General features: G+C 73.8%; 14 protein-coding genes and 2 pseudogenes. 6 read left to right on the plus strand and 10 right to left on the minus strand.

Features of this window, described 5'->3' with window-relative positions:
- Positions 1 to 57 precede the first annotated feature (57 nt).
- Positions 58 to 1,389 (plus strand): MFS transporter, encoded by a 1,332-nt coding sequence (locus GQS52_RS09895; RefSeq protein WP_182313040.1) that lies wholly within the window; start codon positions 58 to 60, stop codon positions 1,387 to 1,389.
- Between the two features lie 95 nt (positions 1,390 to 1,484).
- On the opposite strand, the gene GQS52_RS27640 is transcribed toward GQS52_RS09895, so the two are convergent.
- A complete protein-coding gene (locus GQS52_RS27640; RefSeq protein ID WP_259370683.1) occupies positions 1,485 to 2,291 on the minus strand; it encodes a DUF2202 domain-containing protein in 807 nt (268 codons plus the stop codon).
- A gap of 208 nt (positions 2,292 to 2,499) precedes the next feature.
- Here GQS52_RS27640 and GQS52_RS09905 point away from each other — a divergent pair, with 208 nt between their 5' ends.
- The 5 genes from GQS52_RS09905 to GQS52_RS09925 all read left to right on the plus strand — a co-directional run bounded on the left by GQS52_RS09905 (position 2,500) and on the right by GQS52_RS09925 (position 7,568).
- Complete coding sequence (locus GQS52_RS09905) at positions 2,500 to 3,234, plus strand: response regulator transcription factor (RefSeq protein WP_182313041.1); 735 nt, start codon at positions 2,500 to 2,502, stop codon at positions 3,232 to 3,234.
- A gap of 169 nt (positions 3,235 to 3,403) precedes the next feature.
- A complete protein-coding gene (locus tag GQS52_RS09910) occupies positions 3,404 to 4,900 on the plus strand; it encodes a HAMP domain-containing sensor histidine kinase (protein ID WP_259370684.1) in 1,497 nt (498 codons plus the stop codon).
- A 148-nt stretch (positions 4,901 to 5,048) separates the two neighbouring features.
- Complete coding sequence (locus tag GQS52_RS09915; protein ID WP_182313042.1) at positions 5,049 to 5,873, plus strand: SAM-dependent methyltransferase; 825 nt, start codon at positions 5,049 to 5,051, stop codon at positions 5,871 to 5,873.
- Positions 5,874 to 6,091: 218 nt separating this feature from the next.
- Positions 6,092 to 6,679 (plus strand): type IV toxin-antitoxin system AbiEi family antitoxin domain-containing protein, encoded by a 588-nt coding sequence (locus GQS52_RS09920; protein ID WP_182313043.1) that lies wholly within the window; start codon positions 6,092 to 6,094, stop codon positions 6,677 to 6,679.
- A complete protein-coding gene (locus GQS52_RS09925; RefSeq protein ID WP_182313044.1) occupies positions 6,672 to 7,568 on the plus strand; it encodes a nucleotidyl transferase AbiEii/AbiGii toxin family protein in 897 nt (298 codons plus the stop codon). The genes GQS52_RS09920 and GQS52_RS09925 overlap by 8 nt, the downstream gene beginning before the upstream one ends.
- A gap of 82 nt (positions 7,569 to 7,650) precedes the next feature.
- Here the strand turns inward: GQS52_RS09925 and GQS52_RS09930 are convergent.
- From GQS52_RS09930 to GQS52_RS09965, 9 genes and pseudogenes are all read right to left on the minus strand, one after another.
- Positions 7,651 to 8,927 (minus strand): annotated as a pseudogene (locus GQS52_RS09930) (thymidine phosphorylase).
- A gap of 180 nt (positions 8,928 to 9,107) precedes the next feature.
- Positions 9,108 to 9,550, minus strand: a pseudogene (locus tag GQS52_RS09935) (cytidine deaminase).
- Positions 9,547 to 10,818: an ABC transporter permease gene (locus GQS52_RS27035; RefSeq protein WP_220472750.1), complete on the minus strand. Its 1,272-nt coding sequence runs from the start codon at positions 10,816 to 10,818 to the stop codon at positions 9,547 to 9,549. The pseudogene GQS52_RS09935 and the gene GQS52_RS27035 overlap by 4 nt, the downstream one beginning before the upstream one ends.
- Positions 10,815 to 11,945, minus strand: a complete 1,131-nt coding sequence (locus tag GQS52_RS09940; RefSeq protein WP_182313045.1) for an ABC transporter permease — start codon at positions 11,943 to 11,945, stop codon at positions 10,815 to 10,817. The genes GQS52_RS27035 and GQS52_RS09940 overlap by 4 nt, the downstream gene beginning before the upstream one ends.
- Positions 11,942 to 13,657 carry an ABC transporter ATP-binding protein gene (locus GQS52_RS09945; RefSeq protein ID WP_182313046.1) on the minus strand — a complete coding sequence of 572 codons (1,716 nt, stop codon included), beginning with the start codon at positions 13,655 to 13,657 and terminating at the stop codon, positions 11,942 to 11,944. Before GQS52_RS09945 ends, GQS52_RS09940 begins: the two co-directional genes overlap by 4 nt.
- 67 nt (positions 13,658 to 13,724) lie before the next feature.
- Entirely contained in the window at positions 13,725 to 14,789 is a 1,065-nt protein-coding gene (locus GQS52_RS09950) for a BMP family ABC transporter substrate-binding protein (RefSeq protein WP_182313047.1), read from the minus strand.
- 326 nt (positions 14,790 to 15,115) lie between these two features.
- Positions 15,116 to 16,312, minus strand: a complete 1,197-nt coding sequence (locus tag GQS52_RS09955) for a M20 family metallopeptidase (RefSeq protein ID WP_259371087.1) — start codon at positions 16,310 to 16,312, stop codon at positions 15,116 to 15,118.
- Between the two features lie 386 nt (positions 16,313 to 16,698).
- Positions 16,699 to 17,553 carry a hypothetical protein gene (locus GQS52_RS09960; RefSeq protein WP_182313049.1) on the minus strand — a complete coding sequence of 285 codons (855 nt, stop codon included), beginning with the start codon at positions 17,551 to 17,553 and terminating at the stop codon, positions 16,699 to 16,701.
- Positions 17,537 to 17,701 carry a hypothetical protein gene (locus GQS52_RS09965; RefSeq protein WP_182313050.1) on the minus strand — a complete coding sequence of 55 codons (165 nt, stop codon included), beginning with the start codon at positions 17,699 to 17,701 and terminating at the stop codon, positions 17,537 to 17,539. The genes GQS52_RS09960 and GQS52_RS09965 overlap by 17 nt, the downstream gene beginning before the upstream one ends.
- Positions 17,702 to 17,788: the final 87 nt, after the last annotated feature.

Genomic DNA, 17,788 nt, shown 5'->3' on the forward strand with positions numbered 1-17,788 from the left:
CGATTCTCGCTTTTTCATGCATTGGACGCATCGAACGGCGCGTCCTACGTTCGAGACATGCCCGATGCCGATACAAGGGCGCCCGCCCCCGCCGCGGGCGCCCGGACCACCGAATCCCCCGCCCCGGCAAGAACCGGGACCGCCGCCGCGAAGGCCGCCGCGACGGCCGACGAGCGGCTGCTGCCCGGCACGTCCGCCTACCGCCGCGCCATCCTCGCCCTCTTCGCCGCCGGCACCGCCACCTTCCTCCTCGTCTACGCCACGCAGGGGCTGCTCCCGGCGATCTCCGCCGAGTTCTCGGCCACCCCGGCCCGCGCCAGCCTCACGGTCTCCCTGACCACCGGCGCCCTCGCCGCCGCGCTGCTGCCGGTGAGCACCCTGTCCGAGAAGTACGGACGCCTGCAGGTGATGACCGCGTCGGTCTTCGGCGCGGCCCTCGTCGGCCTGGCGATCCCCTTCTCCCCCGACCTGACCACCCTGGTGGTGCTGCGCGCCCTGCAGGGCGTGGCCCTGGCCGGGCTGCCCGCCAGCGCGATGGCCTACCTGGCCGAGGAGGTCTCGCCCCGGGCCCTGGCCGGCGCCGTCGGGCTGTACGTGGCGGGCAACAGCCTCGGCGGCATGACCTCGCGGCTGGCGGCCGGCTGGATCGCCCAGTGGACGAACTGGCGGATCGCCCTGGGCGTGCTGGGCGCGACGTCGCTGCTGTGCGCCGTGACGTTCCTCCTCCTGGCCCCGAAGGCCCGGCACTTCACGCCGTCCCCGATCAACCCGGCGGCCCTGCTGCGCACCGTGCGCGGGCACCTGGGCAACCCGCTGCTGCTGCGCCTGTACCTGCTCGGGATGCTCTTCATGTCGGTCTTCGGCTCGGTCTACACCGTGCTGGCCTACCGGCTGACCGAGGCCCCCTTCCACCTGGCCGAGGGCGTGATCGGCTCGATCTTCCTGGTCTACCTGGTGGGCACCTTCACCTCGGCCGTCTCCGGCAGGCTAACCGCCCGCATCGGCCGGCGCGGCTCGCTGTACACCGGAATCGCCACCGTCACCGCCGGCCTGCTGCTGACCCTGGCGGACTCCCTGACCGCCGTCCTCCTCGGACTGGTACTGATCACCGGCGGCTTCTTCACCGGGCACGTGGTCGCCTCCGGATCGGTCAGCGGCACCGCCGCCTCCGGACGGGCCCAGGCGTCCGCGCTGTACATGACGGCCTACTACGTCGGCAACAGCGTGGGCGGCACGGTGGGCGCCGGCGCCTACCACTCGGCGGGCTGGAGCGGCACCACGGCCGTCGCCCTCCTGGCCATGGCCGCCGCTGCCGCCACCACCGGCTACGCCACCTGGCGCGCCCGCGGCGGACGGCGGGCCGGGGCGAACCGCGGCGCCGAACCGTAGAAGAAAAGGTGCACAACGGACAGCTTTTCCACGGTTCGGCACCGCACTTCGTCCGGGGCGGCCGCGGGGCCGGGTGACCGGCCGGCCGCCCCTGCTCAGACGGCGAGCTGCCGTTCGAAGGCGGCCAGGTGGTTGCGGGAGGCCTCGAGCAGGCTGCCGTAGACCTGCGCGACATCGGGGGCGTCCAGCTTCTCGAGCGCGGCGGTGAGGTCGGCGATGTCGGTGCGCTCCACCGTCCGGCCGGCCTCCAGCGCCTGCTCCTTCCCCTCCTCCCCCCGGGCGAGGAGGCGGTCGTAGGTCGCCCGGGTCTCCGCATCGGCGAAGTCGCCCGCGGCCCGGCCCCCGGTGGGGTCGTCGATCCCGTACCGGTCCATCAGGGTGCGCACGGCCTCCAGGTGCCGGGACTCGGACTCGGCGATGTTGCCGAAGATCCGGGCGTCGTAGCGCTCGGCGAAGGCCGTGTACAGGTCGTGGGCGAGCTTCTCCTCCTCCGCCATGGCGGCGAGCCCGGCCCGCTGCCCGGCGGTCAGGGTGCCGGACTCGGCGGTGAGCCCGCCCGCTCCGGCACCGGCCTTCCCGCCGCCGAACCCGGCCCGGCTCGCGTGGCCGCCCTGGTTGCCGCCCTGATTGCCGCCCTGGTTGCCGTGGCCGCCCTGGTTGCCGTGGCCGCCCTGGCCGCCCTTTCCGCCGTGGTCGCCCCGGCCGCCGCCCCGGCCGTCCTCGCAGTCGGCCGTGCCGGCTCCGCCGCCGTTCCCGTGGGCCGCCGACCGGCTCTGCGTGCCGTGCCGGGCTCCGTCCCCGCCGCCGTCCGAGGCGAGGGCCACTCCTCCCGCCAGGGCGCCGCCCGCGAGCAGGACGCCGCTCGCGGCCAGGGCCGCCGTGAGTTTCACACTGCGCTTCATGGCTTCTCGCTCCTCTTCGGATCGTCGGGCGGCCTCCTCGACCGCCCGCCCCGCCCTTCCCGGGCACCCTCACCATGGCTCCGGGCGGCGCAGTCGCCGTGGCGCCGGTGTGGAGACGGTGTGGAGACGAACCCGCCGGGACGTCCGTCACCGGCCCGGGGCCGTTCGGCGCTCGACGGCCCACCGCGGCCGGTGTAGACCTGGGCACATGTCCGCCACACTGCTCGTCGTCGAGGACGAGAAGGAGCTCCGCGAGCTGCTGCGGCGCTACCTGGAACGCGCCGGGTACGCCGTGGTGACCACCGCCTCGGGCGCCGAGGCGATCAGGCTGCTGGGGGCCGGCGGGATCGACCTGGCCGTCCTCGACCTGGGGCTGCCCGACGTGGACGGGACGGAGGTGCTGCGCGAAGCCCGTCGCGGAGACGGAAGCGGCACGGCCGGGAACGGGACCGGGGGCGCGGCCGGGGTGCCGGTGGTCGTCCTGACCGCGCGCAGCGCCGTGGAGGACCGCATCCGGGGGCTGGAACTGGGCGCCGACGACTACGTGACCAAACCCTTCAGCCCGACCGAGGTGGTGCTGCGCGTCCAGGCGGTGCTGAACCGGGCCCGGGGGACGGCGGGCGGGACGTCGGCGGTGGCCTGCTACGGCGGCGGACGGCTGCGCGTCGACCAGGAGCGGCACCGGGTGTCGGTGGACGGGGAACCGGTGGACCTCACGCCGACCGAGTGGGGCCTGCTGACCGCCCTGGCCTCGGTGCCGGGGCGGGTGTACTCCCGCTACGAGCTGGTCAACCGGGTGCGCGGCTACGAGTTCGCCGGCTACGAGCGGACGATCGACTCCCACGTGAAGAACCTGCGGCACAAGCTCGGCCCCGCCGGGGCGCAGGTGGTGGAGACCGTGCTGGGCGTCGGCTACCGGCTGGGGCTCGACCGTGACGCCTGAGCCGCCCGGCGGGCACGGCCCGGCCGGTACGCCCGGCGGTCACGACGCCCCCGGCGTCTCCGGCGCCCCCGGCGGACGCCGCCGGGCCGACGGTGCCGCGCCCCACTCCCCCGCGCCCGCGACCGCGTCCCCCGCCGCCCCTTCCGCTCGGGAGCGCGGCCTGAGCCCCTTGGGGTGGCGGCTGTTCGCCGCATTCGTCCTGGTGGCGCTCTCCTCGGTGGCCGTCCTGACCGCGGCGGCGCTGGTCGGGACCGGGCGCGGGCTGAGCGAGACGCGGCAGGCCGACCGGCAGCAGGCCGCCGAGCGCGCCGCGGAGGCGGCGGCGGTCGCCTACTCGCGTGCGGACGGCTGGACCGGTGCCGACCTCGGGCCGGCCCGCGCGGTCGCCGACGCCGCGGGCGCCCGGCTGGTCGTGCGGGACGAGGACGGGCAGGTCGTCGCCGGAAGCAGCGGCACCGGACAGGGCAGGCCCGGCGCGGGCCCCGCGGGAACGGGAACGCCGGGAACAGGAACACCGGGTGCGGGAACACCGGGTGCGGGAACACCGGGGCAGGGAACGCCCGGGCAAGGGACGCCCGGGCAGGGGCCTCCCGGCGCCGGCGCCACGGGAACGCCCGGGACCGGAGGCGGGGGCACCGGCACGGGCGCGGGCGCGGGCGCGCCCAGGGCGAGTGCCTCCGTGGCGGTGGAGGGCCGCACGGTCGGCTCCGCCACCCTGGTCTTCGCTGCGGAGTCCGCCTCCGCGGCCCGGCGGATCGCCTGGGGGTGGATCGCCGCCGCCGCGGCTACCGCCCTGGTCGTGGCGCTGGCCGCCAGCTGGTTCGTCACCCGGCGCCTGACCGGGCCGGTGGTGCGGGTGGCCCGGACCGCCCGGGCGATCGCCGCGGGCGAGCGGACGGCGCGCTCGCGGGTCGACGCGCCCGGCGAGCTCGGGGAGCTGTCCCGCGCCTTCGACGCTATGGCGGACGACGTGGCCCGCGCGGAGTCGTCGCGGCGCAACCTGGCCGCCGACGTCGCCCACGAGCTGCGCACGCCGCTGGCCGCGCTGCAGGCCGGGCTGGAGGAGCTGCGCGACGGGCTCGTGGAGCCCGGTCCGCAGCGTCTGGCCGGGCTCCACGACCAGTCGCTGCGGCTGGGGCGGATCGTCGGGGACCTCGCGGAACTGTCGGCGGCCGAGGCCGCCGCCCTGTCCCTGCACCCGGCCGACACCGACCTGGCCGGGCTGGTGCGGGCCCTCCTGGCGGACCGGGAGGCGGAGCTGCGGTCCGCCGGGCTGCGGGTACGCGCCGACCTCGGGACGCGCCCGGTGACGGTGCGCGCCGACGCCGGCCGCCTCCACCAGGCGTTCGGCAACCTGCTGAGCAACGCGGCCCGCTACTGCCGCCCCGGCGACACCGTCGAGGTCACGGTCGGCACCGGGGGCGGACGCGCGGTGGTGGAGGTGTCCGACACCGGGCCCGGCATCGCCGCGGAGGACCTGCCGCACGTGTTCGACCGGTTCTGGCGCGGGAAGTCCGGGAACGGCGTGAGCGGATCGGGGATCGGGCTGGCGGTCGTGCGCGAACTGGTCGCGGCGCACGGGGGCACCGTCCGCGTGGCGTCCCCGCCGTCCGGCGGGGCGGTGTTCACCGTCTCCCTGCCCCTGCCGGACGGCCGGGGCGACTGACCGGTGCGGACGCCGGGTGCGCCCGGGGCGACCGGCCCGGCTCTTCTCCCGCATCCCACCGCGGTACTCAACTAACTTCTTGCACAGGAGAGTTGATGCCTCCGCAGGTGAACACGAAGGGCTGGCAGCGGTGAACGGACAGGACTGGATGAGGATCGACCCGGGCGCGCCGGAGAGGGCACCGGTGGAGCTGAACACCGACCGGCCGCACTCCGCGCGGATATACGACTACCACCTGGGCGGGAAGACCAACTACCCGGCGGACCGGGAGTCCGCCCGGGCCGCCGAGGCGGCCTTCCCCCTGCTCCCGCTCACCGCGCGGATCAACCGGGCGTTCATGCACCGCGCGGTCGCCCGGCTCGCCCGGGAGGAGGGGATACGCCAGTTCCTGGACGTCGGCACCGGCATCCCCACCGCCCCGAACCTCCACGAGACCGTCCAGGCGATCGCGCCGGACGCCCGGGTCGTCTACGCCGACAACGACCCGATCGTCCTGGCCCACGCCCAGGCCCTGCTGACCGGCACCCCCGAGGGACGCACCGCCTACGTCGACGGGGACGCCCGCGACCCGAAGGGCATCCTCGGCTCCCCGGAGCTGGCCGCGACGCTCGACCTGGACCGGCCGGTCGCGCTGTCGCTGGTGGCGCTGCTGCACTTCGTCTCCGACGAGGACGGGCCGCGCGGGATCGTCGCGGAGTTCATGGACGCCCTGGCCCCGGGGAGCTTCCTCGTCCTGTCGCACGTGACGGCGGACTTCTCGCCGCAGTGGGCGCAGGCCCTGGAGGCGTACAAGCGCAACGGGACCATGGGGTACCTGCGCACCCGGGACGAGGTGGCCCGGTTCTTCGACGGGCTGGAAATGGTGGAGCCCGGCCTGGTGCCGGCCCACACCTGGCACCCGGAGCCCGGGGTCCCCGCCCCCGACGCCCACGCCCTGGCCACCCTGCACGCCGGGGTCGCCCGCAAGCGCTGACGCCCTTCCGGGGCGGCCCCGCCGCGCAGGAGCCGCGGGGCCGCCCTGCCTGCCGCAGGTGCCGCTCGCCCGCCCCGGCAAGGAATCCACCCTTTCGAGTTAATCCCCCCCTTTTTCCTGCCACGCCCTCCGGAACAAACCTCACCATGTAGCCATGGCCCGTATAGGTTTTTTCCGAGGCATGCCTCACCGCACCCGGCAGCAGGCAGGAGAGAACCATGAGCACCGGCGGATCCGCGCTCCCCCCGACCTTCACCTACCGGCAGGCCCGTGAGGCCGGGCTCTCCAAGCACCGGCTTTACGCGCTGCGCGACAGCGGTGCCGTGGAACAGATAGGCCGAGGCCTGTTCCGGCGCGGCGACGCCGACTGGGACGCCGACATCGACCTGGTCGAGATCGCCCTCCACGCCCCCGAAGCGACCCTGTGCCTGGGCACGGCCCTGGCACGCCACGGGCTCACCGACCTCATCCCCGCCTCCATCGACACCGCCCTGCCCCGGGGACGCTGGAAGCCGGTCGTCCAGGCACCGGTCACCTGGCACTCCTTCCGACCGGAGACCTTCGGGATCGGCCGGTCCGAACTCCCCCTCGAAGGCGATCTCCGCATCGGGATCTACACCCCCGAGCGGTCCATCGTCGACGCGTTCCGCCTCCGCCACCGCGAGGGCAGCGACCTGGCCAACGGCGCCCTGCGGCGCTGGCTGCGGCAGCCGGGCAACCACCCGGCCGCCCTGTTGCAGATGGCGGAGCACTTCCCTGCCGCCCGCACAGCACTGCGCACATCACTGGAGATCCTTCTTGACTGACCGCCGCCCCACCCGGAGCACCCCGGCCGGACGCGCCTACCTCGACCTGCAGAACCTCGCACGCCGTCTGCGCCGCCCCACCGACGAACTGCACCAGCTCTACGCCCTCGAGGGCTTCCTCTCCCGCCTGGCCGCCTCGGAGCACGCCGACCACCTCGTCCTGAAGGGCGGCGTGCTGCTCGCGGCGTACGAGACCCGCCGCCCCACCCGTGACGTGGACCTGTACGCACGGCAGGTTCCCAACGACATCCCCACCGTCCTCCGCACGGTCCGGGAGATCGCGGCCCTCCCCCAGGACGATGGCCTCGACCTCGCCCCGGAGACCGCCACCGCCGAGAGCATCCGCGACGAGGACGAGTACAGCGGCGTGCGCGTCACGCTGACCGGCCGCCTCTCGGCGGCTCGCATCGCCTTCCACGTCGACGTCAACGTCGGCGACCCGGTGCAGCCCGCCCCCCGGCGGGTCGTGCTGCCCAGGCTCCTCGGCGGCCGGCTGGAGGTCACCGGTTATCCGCTGCCGATGGTGCACGCGGAGAAGATCGTCACCGCCGTCCAACGCGGTGCCGGCAACACCCGCTGGCGCGACTTCGCCGACGTGCACGCCCTGTGCCTGCGGCACGCGGTCGACGGCGACGAACTGCGCAGCAGCGTCGTCACCGTGTCCGAGTACCGGCGGGTCGCCCTCACACCGCTCGCCACCGCTCTCGCCGGTTACCCCGCCGTCGCCCAGGCCAAGTGGGCGGCTTGGCGCCGCCGCCAACGGCTGGACGACCGGCTCCCCGAGGAGTTCGCCGACGTGCTGGGCACCGTGACGGCCTTCGCCGACCCCGTCCTCACCGGCCGGACGTCGGGCCTCTCGTGGGACCCGGGCGCGCTGTCCTGGCGGTGAACCACAACCCGCCCGGGGCCGGGGCGGGCGCGGGTGTTGCCGCCGTGCCCGCCGCGGCCCCGGAACCGCGGGGCCGGCGGGTTCAGCCGATGCGGTCGAGGATCACCGGGGACGGGGTGAACGGGGTGTCGGGGGCGGCGACGGTGATGCCGCCGTCCAGGGGGGCGAGGGCGTACTCGAACCGCTCGGGGGTGTCGGTGTGGAGGGTGAGCAGGGGCTCGCCCTCGCGCACGGCGTCGCCCGGCTTGGCGTGCAGTTCGACGCCGGCGCCGGCCTGCACCGGGTCCTCCTTGCGGGCGCGGCCGGCGCCCAGGCGCCAGGCGCACAGGCCGACCGCGTAGGCGTCCAGCTCGGTGAGGACGCCGGTGGCCGGGGCGGTGACGACGTGCTGCTCGCGGGCGACGGGCAGGGGCGCGTCGGGGTCGCCGCCCTGGGCGGCGATCATGCGGCGCCACACGTCCATGGCGGAGCCGTCCCGCAGGGCGGTCTCCGGGTCCTTGCCGTGCACACCCGCGCCGGCCAGCATCTCGCGGGCCAGGGCCACGGTCAGCTCGACGACGTCCGCGGGGCCGCCGCCGGCCAGGACCTCGACCGACTCGCGGACCTCCAGGGCGTTGCCGGCGGTCAGGCCGAGGGGGTGGACATGTCGGTGAGCAGGGCGGTGGTGCGCACCCCGTGGTCGGTGCCCAGGGCGACCATGGTGGAGGCCAGCTCGCGGGCGTCGTCGATGTTCTTCATGAAGGCGCCGGAGCCGACCTTGACGTCGAGGACGAGCGCGCCCGTGCCCTCGGCGATCTTCTTGGACATGATCGAGCTGGCGATCAGCGGGATCGCCTCGACCGTGCCGGTGACGTCGCGCAGCGCGTACAGCTTCTTGTCGGCCGGGGCGAGGCCGTCGCCGGCGGCGCAGATCACGGCGCCGACGTCGCGCAGGACGGCCATCATCTCGTCGTTGGACAGCAGCGCCCGCCAGCCGGGGATCGACTCCAGCTTGTCCAGGGTGCCGCCGGTGTGGCCGAGGCCGCGCCCGGACAGCTGGGGGACGGCCGCGCCGCAGGCGGCGACGAGCGGGGCGAGCGGGAGGGTGATCTTGTCGCCGACACCGCCGGTGGAGTGCTTGTCGGCGGTGGGCCGGGGCAGGGACGAGAAGTCCATCCGCTCGCCGCTGGCGATCATCGCCGCGGTCCAGCGGGCGGTCTCGGCCCGGGTCATGCCGTTGAGCAGGACGGCCATGGCGAGCGCGGCCATCTGCTCGTCGGCGACCTCGCCGCGGGTGTAGGCGTCGATCACCCAGTCGATCTGCTCGTCGGTGAGGGTCTCGCGGTCGCGCTTGGTGCGGATGACGGAGATGGCGTCCATGGTGGCGACGGTCCTTGGGTGTCGGTGGTGTCGGGCCTCGTGGGCCGGGGACGTGTCGTGGGTCCGGGGTGGCGGAGGGGTGTGGCCGGGGCTGTGAGTTGCGGGCCGGGCCGGGGGGGCCGGGGGCGGGGGTGCCGGACCGTGCGCGGCCCGGCACCCCCGCCCCCGGCCCCCCGGGTCTCAGTCCGCGTCGGGGACCTCGGGGGCCTCTGGGGCCTCTGGGGCGAAGCCGGCGATGTCGTCGGAGTCGAAGGCGTCGGGGAGGACCTCGCTCATCGGGCGGACGCCGCGGGGGTGTCCACCAGCAGGCCGGGGCCGCCGTGCTCCCACAGCAGCTGGCGGCACCGCCCGCACGGCATGATCGTCTCGCCGTCGCCGTTGACGCAGGTGAACGCGGTCAGCCGGCCGCCGCCGGAGGCGTGCAGGGCGGAGACCAGGCCGCACTCGGCGCACAGCCCGACGCCGTAGGCGGCGTTCTCCACGTTGCAGCCGGTCACGGTCCGGCCGTCGTCGACCAGGGCGGCGGCGCCGACCCGGTAGCCCGAGTAGGGCGCGTAGGCGCGGGACACAACGTCCCGCGCCTGCGCCCGCAGGTGCTCCCAGTCGACGGCGGGGGCCGTCACTTGCCCGTCCCCCGGCGGTAGGGGTCGCCCACCGCCCGCGGGGGCCGCAGGCGCTGCGCGGACAGCGCCAGGACCAGGAGGGTGGTGACGTAGGGGGCCATGGTGACGAAGTACGTCGGGACCTCGTCGGTGGAGGCGTACCAGAACGCCAGGCCCGCGGCGACGACCAGTGCGACCGCGGCACTGACGAACTTGCGGCGGTACAGCTGCCAGGCGGCCGCCAGCACCAGCAGGACCGCCAGCAGCAGGAGCAGCGCGTGGACGCTGGTGCCGCCGGAGCGCAGGTTGAGGCTGTCGGTGTAGCCGAACAGGCCGGCGCCGAGGGCGAGGCCGCCGGGACGCCAGTTGCCGAAGATCATCGCGGCGAGGCCGATGTAGCCGCGCCCGCCGGTCTGGCCCTCGCGGTAGTAGCTGCTGGCGACCTCGGCGAGGAAGACGCCGCCGAGTCCGGCCAGCGCGCCGGAGACGACCACCGCGACGTACTTGTACTTGTAGACGTTGACGCCCAGGGACTCCGCGGCGGTCGGGTTCTCGCCGCAGGACCGCAGGCGCAGGCCGAACGGGGTGCGCCACAGGATCCAGTAGCTGGCCGGGACCAGCAGCAGCGCGACGACGGTGAGCACCGAGATGTCGGTGACCACGCCGCCGACGAAGCCGGCCAGGTCGGAGACGAAGAACCAGTGCTTCTCGTTGAGCGCCTTCATCGCGTCCGACAGCCCGGGGACGGTGAACCGCTCGATCTGGCCGATCGGCGGTGACTGGGTGGCGCTGCCGCCGCCGGGGGCCTCCTCGAAGGTCAGATTGGACAGGTACTTGGTGCTGCCCGCCGCCAGGATGTTGATGGCCACGCCGGAGACGATGTGGTTGACCCCGAAGGAGACGGTGACGACCGCGTGCACCAGGCCGCCGATCGCGCCGCCGAGGATGCCCATGGCGACGCCGCTCCACGGGCCCCACTGGTAGCCGGCCCAGGCGCCGAACCAGGTGCCGAGGATCAGCATGCCCTCCAGGCCGATGTTGATCACGCCGGCGCGTTCGGCCCACAGGCCGCCGAGGCCTGCCAGGCCGATGGGGATGGCCAGCTCCAGGGCGCTGCGCACCTGGCCGACGGAGGTGATGTCGTCGGCGCCGGTGACCAGGCGCACGGCGGAGAACAGGGCGAGGGCCGCCGCGATGCAGAGCAGCAGTACGGGCAGTGACAGCCGACGGCGCGGAGTGGGGGCCTTGCCGGCCGAGGGCCCGGCGGCCTTGGTGAGTGTCGCGGTCACACCGGCACCTCCTTCTTGACCTTGTCCTGGGAGGCCTGGTGGGTGCGGGCGAGTTCCTCGCCGACCCGCTGCTGCTGGCGGCGCAGGCCCCAGCGGCGGACCGTCTCGTAGGCGACGACGACGGCGATCACGATCAGGCCTTCCATGATCTCGGCGATCTCCTTGACGTAGCCGTTGGAGTCCAGTGTCTGGGAGGTCACTTTGAGGAAGGCGAGGAGCAGCGCGCCGACGGCCATGCCGACCGGGTTGTTGCGACCCAGCAGTGCGATGGTGATGCCGGTGAAGCCGACGCCTGCGGGGAAGGCCAGGTTGTACTCGTGGGCCTCGCCCAGCAGCAGCGGCATGCCGGTCAGGCCGGCCAGCGCGCCGGAGAGCAGGATGCTGGTGAGCACCATCCGCCGACCGTTGACGCCGCTGGCCGCGGCGGCGCTCTCGGAGGCGCCGGCCGCCCGCAGGTCGAAGCCGAAGCGGGTGCGGTTGAGCAGGAACCAGTAGCCGATGCCGAGGAGGACCGCGACCACGATGAAGCCGTAGATCTCGCTGCCGGGGGCACTGGTGGGGATGCCGGGCAGCCAGGCGGACTCCGGCAGCTCGCCGGTGGTCAGGTCGTTGCTGCCCTCGAGTCGCTTGCCCAGCAGGGAGGGCTGGAGCAGGTAGGCGATCAGGGAGGTGGCGATGGCGTTGAGCATGATCGTGGAGACGACCTCGCTCACGCCCCGGGTGGTCTTGAGGATGCCCGCGATACCGGCCCAGGCGGCGCCGACCAGCATCGCGGTGACGACGATCACCACCATGCGCAGGGCCCCGGGCAGCGGCACGGCGGTGCCCACTGCGGCGGAGAGCATGGCGGCGAGGCGGTACTGGCCGTCGACGCCGATGTTGAACAGGTTCATCCGGAAGCCGACCGCGACGGCGAGCGCCGCCAGGTAGTAGGTCGTGGTCCGGTTGACGATCAGGACCTGCACGTCCGGGTTGACGACCGCGTAGTCGACCATCAGCGCGTACGGCTCGACCGGGTTGCGGCCGGAGGCCAGCAGGATGGCCGAGCTGAGCAGCATCGCGAAGGCGACTGCCAGAACCGGGGCGGCGACCGCGAGGATCAGCCGCTCCTTGTCGATCTTCTTCATGCTTCCTCTCCCCCGTCGCCGTCGCCGGTGGCGGAGTCCTTGCCCGGGGCCGGGGCGCCGCTCGTGGCCGGGGCCTTGTCGGCGGCCGGGACCTCGTCGGCCGCGGGGTTCCCGCCGGACGGCTGCCCGTCCGGGGACTCCAGGCGGCCGGAGGAGGCGCCGGTCATCGCCGAGCCCAGCTCCTCGGAGGTGATCGAGGCCGGGTCGGCGTCCGCGACCAGGCGGCCGCGGTACATCACCCGCAGGGTGTCCGACAGGCCGATGAGTTCGTCGAGGTCGGCGGAGATGAGCAGGACCGCCAGGCCCTCGCGGCGGGCCTCGCGGATCTGGTCCCAGATCTGGGCCTGCGCGCCGACGTCCACGCCGCGGGTGGGGTGGGCGGCGATGAGGAACTTGGGGCGGTGGCTCATCTCCCGGCCGACGATCAGCTTCTGCTGGTTGCCGCCGGACAGGGAGGCCGCGGTGACGTCGATGCCGGGGGTGCGCACGTCGTACTCGCGCACGATCCGCTCGGTGTCGGCGCGGGCCGCCTTGGGCTTGAGCAGGAAGCCCTTGCTGTTGGGGGCCTCGCCGACGTGGCCGAGGATGCGGTTCTCCCACAGCGGGGACTCGAGGAGCAGGCCGTGGCGGTGGCGGTCCTCGGGGATGTAGCCGATGCCGCCCTCGCGGCGCGCGCGGGTGGGGCGGGAGGTGATGTCCTCGCCGTCCAGCCGGATCGTGCCGGAGTCGGGGGCGCGCAGGCCGATCAGGGCCTCGATCAGCTCGGTCTGCCCGTTGCCCTCGACGCCGGCCAGGCCCAGGACCTCGCCCTTGCGGATGGTCAGGGAGATGTCGTCCAGGACGGCGCGGGGGCCGCTCTCGGCGTCGTGGGCGGTCAGCCGCAGCGAGTCGACGGCGAGCATCACGGTGTCGGTGACGGTGCACTCGCGGGTCTCCGGCGAGGGCAGTTCGGCGCCGACCATCAGCTCGGCGAGCTGCTTGGCGGTGACGTCGGCCGGCTTGACCGAGGCCACGGTGGTGCCGCGCCGGATGACGGTGATGTCGTCGGCGACGGACAGCACCTCGCCCAGCTTGTGCGAGATGAAGATGACGGTCAGGCCCTCGGCCTTGAGCTCGCGCAGGTTGGCGAAGAGCGCGTCCACCTCCTGGGGCACCAGCACCGCGGTGGGCTCGTCCAGGATGAGGGTGCGGGCGCCGCGGTAGAGGACCTTGAGGATCTCCACGCGCTGGCGGTCGGCCACGCCGAGGTCCTCGACGACGGCGTCCGGGCGCACGCCCAGGCCGTAGGCGTCGGAGATCTCCTTGATCTTCGCCCGGGCCTTCGCGCCGATGCCGTACAGCTTCTCCGCGCCCAGAGTGGTGTTCTCCAGGACGGTGAGGTTGTCGGCGAGCATGAAGTGCTGGTGCACCATGCCGATGCCGCGTGCGATGGCGTCGGCCGGGGTGCTGAAGGCGACCTGCTCGCCGTCGACCGCGATGGTGCCCTCGTCCGGCTTCTGCATGCCGTAGAGGATCTTCATCAGGGTGGACTTGCCGGCCCCGTTCTCACCGACGATCGCGTGAACGGTGCCGCGCCCGACGGCGATGTCGATGTCGTGGTTGGCCACGACTCCGGGGAACCGCTTGGTGATGCCGTGCAGCTCCACGGCGGGCGGCGGTGGACTGGAGGATCGGATGGCGCACTCTCCTCGTGCGAAGAATCCCTGGGACATGACCGGGGCCCGGAGGCGGGACGGACGTCCCGCCTCCGGGCCCGGCGCATCGGTGGCGGTGCCGGTGTCAGGAGACGGTGCTCTTGACCTCGATCTTCCCGTCGATGATGTCCTTCTTCACGGCCTCGAGCTTCTTGATCAGCTCGGCGTTCTCGGCGAAGGCGGGGTTGGACTTGGAGTAGCCGACGCCGTCGTCGCTCAGGTCGTGCGTCTTGACGCCGGTCTGCGGCTTGCCGTCGACGACGGACTTGATGAACTCGTACACCGCGCCCTCGACGTTCTTGGTCATCGAGGTGATGATGACGTCCTTGACCTTCTCCAGGCTCTTCTGCTGGTACTGGTCGGAGTCGACGCCGATGCCCATCTTGCCCTCGGCCGCGATGGCCTCGAACGCGCCGCCGCCGGAGGCGCCGGCCGCCGGGTAGATCACGTCGATGCCCTGGTCGAGCATGCCGGCCGCGACCTTCTTGCCGTCCGCCGGGGACGAGAAGCCCTTCATGTCCGGCGGCTGCGAGATGTACTGGGTGGTGACCTTGACGTCCTTGTTGGTGTCCTTGACGCCCTGCTCGAAGCCGGCCTCGAACTTCTGGATCAGCGGGGTGTTCACGCCGCCCAGGAAGCCGACCCTGTCGGTCTTGGTGAGGGTCGCCGCGGCGACGCCCACCAGGTAGGAGCCCTGCTCCTCGCTGAACACCAGGTTGGCGATGTTCTCGCCCTTGCGCGACGAGTCGTCGATGACCGCGAAGCTGGTGTCGGGGAACTTCTTGGCGACCTTCTCGATCGGGCCCGCGTAGGCGTAGCCGACGCCGATGACCGGGTTGAAGCCCTGGCGGGCCAGCTCGGTGAGGCGCTGCTCCTTGTCGGCGTCCGACTCGCCGTCGGAGGGCTCCTTGTCCTCCCCGGCGATGTCGAATTCCTTGAGGGCCTTGTCGAAGCCGCGGTAGGCGGCGTCGTTGAAGGACTGGTCGCCGCGGCCGCCGATGTCGTAGACGAGGCCGACCTTGACCTCGCCGTCCTTCGCGGAGGACGACTCGTTGGAGTTGCCGCTGCTGCCGCTGCCGCACGCGGTGGCGGTGAGGGCGAGGGCGGCAGCGGTGGTGACCGCGGCAGTGATCTTGGATACCCGGCGCAAGAGGAGCACCCCTTCGGTTGAAAAGCGCCCCGTCCGGCGCTGGTTCGCGGGCAGCTTAACGCGCGTAGATGCCGGAAAAACACCCACTCCGGGGCTGTTATCAGATTGTCGCTCAGGAGGTGGGGCGTGCTCACTCCGGCGGTCCGGAGCGTCACTGTCGGTCCCCCGCCGGACCGCCCCGGCAGGGGTGTGCCGGGGCGTCCCGGCAGGGGTGGCGGGGTGCCCTGCGGGTACGGCGGACCGGCCCGGCGAGGGGCCGGGCCGGTCCGGTGGTTCGTTCCGGTGGTTCGTTCCGTCGGACCGGCCCGTCGGACCGGTCCGGCGGTTCAGTCCAGCAGGGAGGCGGCGGTGAACAGCTCCACGCCCACCGCGATCGCCCTCTCGTCGACGTCGAAGTCGCCCCGGTGGAGGTCGCGGCCCGTGCTCTCGTGCGGCGGGCGCACCCCCAGCCGGGCGAGCGCGCCCGGCACCTGCTCCAGGTACCAGGAGAAGTCCTCTCCGCCCAGGCTCTGCTCGGTGTCCTCCACCGTGTGCCCGCCGTAGCGGGCACCCATCGCCGCGCGCAGCAGCTCCACGGAGTCCGCCTCGTTGACCACCGGCGGCACGCCCCGGTGGTAGGTCAGCTCCCACTTGGCCCCGTACATCGAGGTGACCTGGTCGATCACCTCGTGGACCAGGTCCGGCGCCTCGCGCCACGCCTCGTGCTCCAGGCACCGCACGGTGCCCTCCAGCTCGGCGTGCTGCGGCACCACGTTGCAGGCGTGGCCGGACTGGATGCGGCCCCACACCAGCGACAGGCCGGCGCGCGGGTCGATCCGGCGGGCCAGCACTGCCGGCAGGTCGACGGCCAGCCGGGCCGCCGCCGTCACCAGGTCGGTGGTCAGGTGCGGGCGGGCGGTGTGCCCGCCGGGGCCGTCCAGGGACAGCTCCAGCCGGTCGCAGGCGGAGGTGATCGCGCCCTGCCGCAGCCCGATCCGGCCGACCTCGACCTTGGGGTCGCAGTGCAGGGCCAGGATGCGGTCGACACCGTCCAGCCCGCCGGCCTTGATCACGTCCAGCGCGCCGCCGGGCATCATCTCCTCGGCCGGCTGGAAGACCAGCCGCACCGGGCGGGACAGCAGGCCGTCGCGGGCCAGCTCGGCGAGGACGAGCCCGGCGCCGAGCACCACCGTGGTGTGCACGTCGTGCCCGCAGGCGTGGGCCCGGCCGGGGACGGTGGAGCGGTAGCCCACCGTCTTGGTGTCCGGGATGGGCAGGGCGTCGATGTCCGCGCGCAGCGCCAGCCGGGGTCTGCCGGTGTCCTGCGGGCCGATGTCGCACAGCAGGCCGGTGCCGCCGGGCAGGACCCGCGGCTCCAGGCCGGACGCCTCCAGCCGGGCCTTGATCAGACCGGTCGTGCGGAACTCCTGGCGCCCCAGCTCGGGGTGCATGTGGACGTCCCGCCGGAAGGAGACGAGTTCGGCGAACAGTCGCTCGGGCAGCGACCCGGGCAGCAGGCCCGGGACGGGCGACTGCACGGGCAGTGGGGCGGATTCGGACGGGTAACGGGGTGGTTCGGCGTGCGGGAGGGTGCGGGCGGCCGGGTCGGCGCCTTCGACGCTCACGGACGGACCGGGAGTCGAGGGGTTCACCCCGGACAGGGTATGCCGCATCACCGCTCCATTTCACTGATCGACAAAAATTTTCGGCATCGGAGGAGAAGAATCCGCCTTCGGCGCGCATACCCGCCTTCACGCAGGGGTATGACCGCCGATTTGAGGGTGATCGACCCGTCCGATGGTTCCATCGTGGACCAACGACGGGACAAGCGCGAAGGCACGCGGGCCGTGCGGGCGGTCACATCCACCCCGACCCGCCGGACCTGCGGCGTTCCCGAGCCGGGCTCCGGGGCCGCCCGCCCCGCCCCTCGTCAGGTGGCCGAGGTGTTCGATTCCCCGGTGAGGGCGGCGACCCGGGCGTGCAGGGCGGGTACCAGTTCGGGGTGGTCGCCGCGGGAAGCGGCCTGGAGCAGGTCGGCGGCGACGACCAGCTGGGCGGCGCGGCCGGTCGGGGTGTCGAGGATGTCGGCGAAGACGGCGCGGGCCCGGTGGGCGGTGTCGGGCTGCAGGAGGGTGTAGGCGTGCAGGAGGGCGGCGTCGTAGCCGGCCGGGGCTGTGCCGTGGCCTTCCCAGTCGAGCAGGCACAGGTCGGGGCCGGTCAGGTTCGCCCAGTGCAGGTCGCCGTGGGCGGTGGTCCACTCGCCGATGTGCGGGGCGGGGGCTCCGGTGTACCGGGGGACGGCGCGGTCGATCCACTGCCGGCGGACCGCGGTGCGGTCGGTGGGAGTGGCGGCGACGGTGTCCAGGTCGGCGCGCAGTGCCTTCCACCAGGTGTCGGGCAGGTCGAGCGGGGTGCGCAGGACCGGGCCCGGGGACAGGACCGGGGCGGTGATGAAGGCGGACAGCTCTGCGCGGCAGACGCGGCCGGCGTCGTCGACGGGCAGGTCGTGGACGGCGTGCAGGGCTGGGCGGTGGACGGTGGGGAAGCTCGCGGCCGCGGCCGCCGTGCCGTCCCAGAGTCTGCCGTGTGCCTTGTCTGCGGGGAGGCGGAGCAGGCGCAGCCAGCAGGTGCCGTGCTCGGGGTGTGTGGCTCGGCGGCCGAGGGTGCGGCCTCTCCATCCCCACACGAGGGGGCCGGCGCAGGTGACACCGAGGGCGGTGGCGGCGGTCGCGTGGGCGGTCCGGAGGCGGCGGGCGTCGGTGTCGTCGTCAGGCGGCGAGTACATCGAGGGCCTTCCGGAGGTGGCTGGGAGGGACCGGGCCGTGGGCGAGGGCGTCCAGCGCCTGGCCCCAGTGTGCCGGATCCGTGGCCGAGAGCAGCACCTTGTTCACTCCCGGGCACGAGGCAGCCGCCAGCAGGCAGGTCTGCGCCACGTTCAAGGTGGGGTGGAGGAGGCGGGCGAGCGCGGTGGTGGCCCGTCCTGGAGGCGGAGGGCGAGGGGAAGTCCAACCGCCCTGCCG

This window comes from Streptomyces sp. SCUT-3, assembly GCF_014083985.1.
GTDB classification, from domain to species: Bacteria; Actinomycetota; Actinomycetes; order Streptomycetales; family Streptomycetaceae; genus Streptomyces_H; species Streptomyces_H thermolineatus.

What these genes read in the sequence shown, in the direction of transcription:
- GQS52_RS09945 (WP_182313046.1), bottom strand. Translation starts at nt 13,657, where the DNA reads ATGTCCCAGGGATTCTTCGCACGAGGAGAGTGCGCCATCCGATCCTCC.
- GQS52_RS09920 (WP_182313043.1), top strand. Translation starts at nt 6,092, where the DNA reads ATGAGCACCGGCGGATCCGCGCTCCCCCCGACCTTCACCTACCGGCAG.
- GQS52_RS09960 (WP_182313049.1), bottom strand. Translation starts at nt 17,553, where the DNA reads ATGTACTCGCCGCCTGACGACGACACCGACGCCCGCCGCCTCCGGACC.
- GQS52_RS09895 (WP_182313040.1), top strand. Translation starts at nt 58, where the DNA reads ATGCCCGATGCCGATACAAGGGCGCCCGCCCCCGCCGCGGGCGCCCGG.
- GQS52_RS27640 (WP_259370683.1), bottom strand. Translation starts at nt 2,291, where the DNA reads ATGAAGCGCAGTGTGAAACTCACGGCGGCCCTGGCCGCGAGCGGCGTC.
- GQS52_RS09915 (WP_182313042.1), top strand. Translation starts at nt 5,049, where the DNA reads ATGAGGATCGACCCGGGCGCGCCGGAGAGGGCACCGGTGGAGCTGAAC.
- GQS52_RS09940 (WP_182313045.1), bottom strand. Translation starts at nt 11,945, where the DNA reads ATGAAGAAGATCGACAAGGAGCGGCTGATCCTCGCGGTCGCCGCCCCG.
- GQS52_RS09905 (WP_182313041.1), top strand. Translation starts at nt 2,500, where the DNA reads ATGTCCGCCACACTGCTCGTCGTCGAGGACGAGAAGGAGCTCCGCGAG.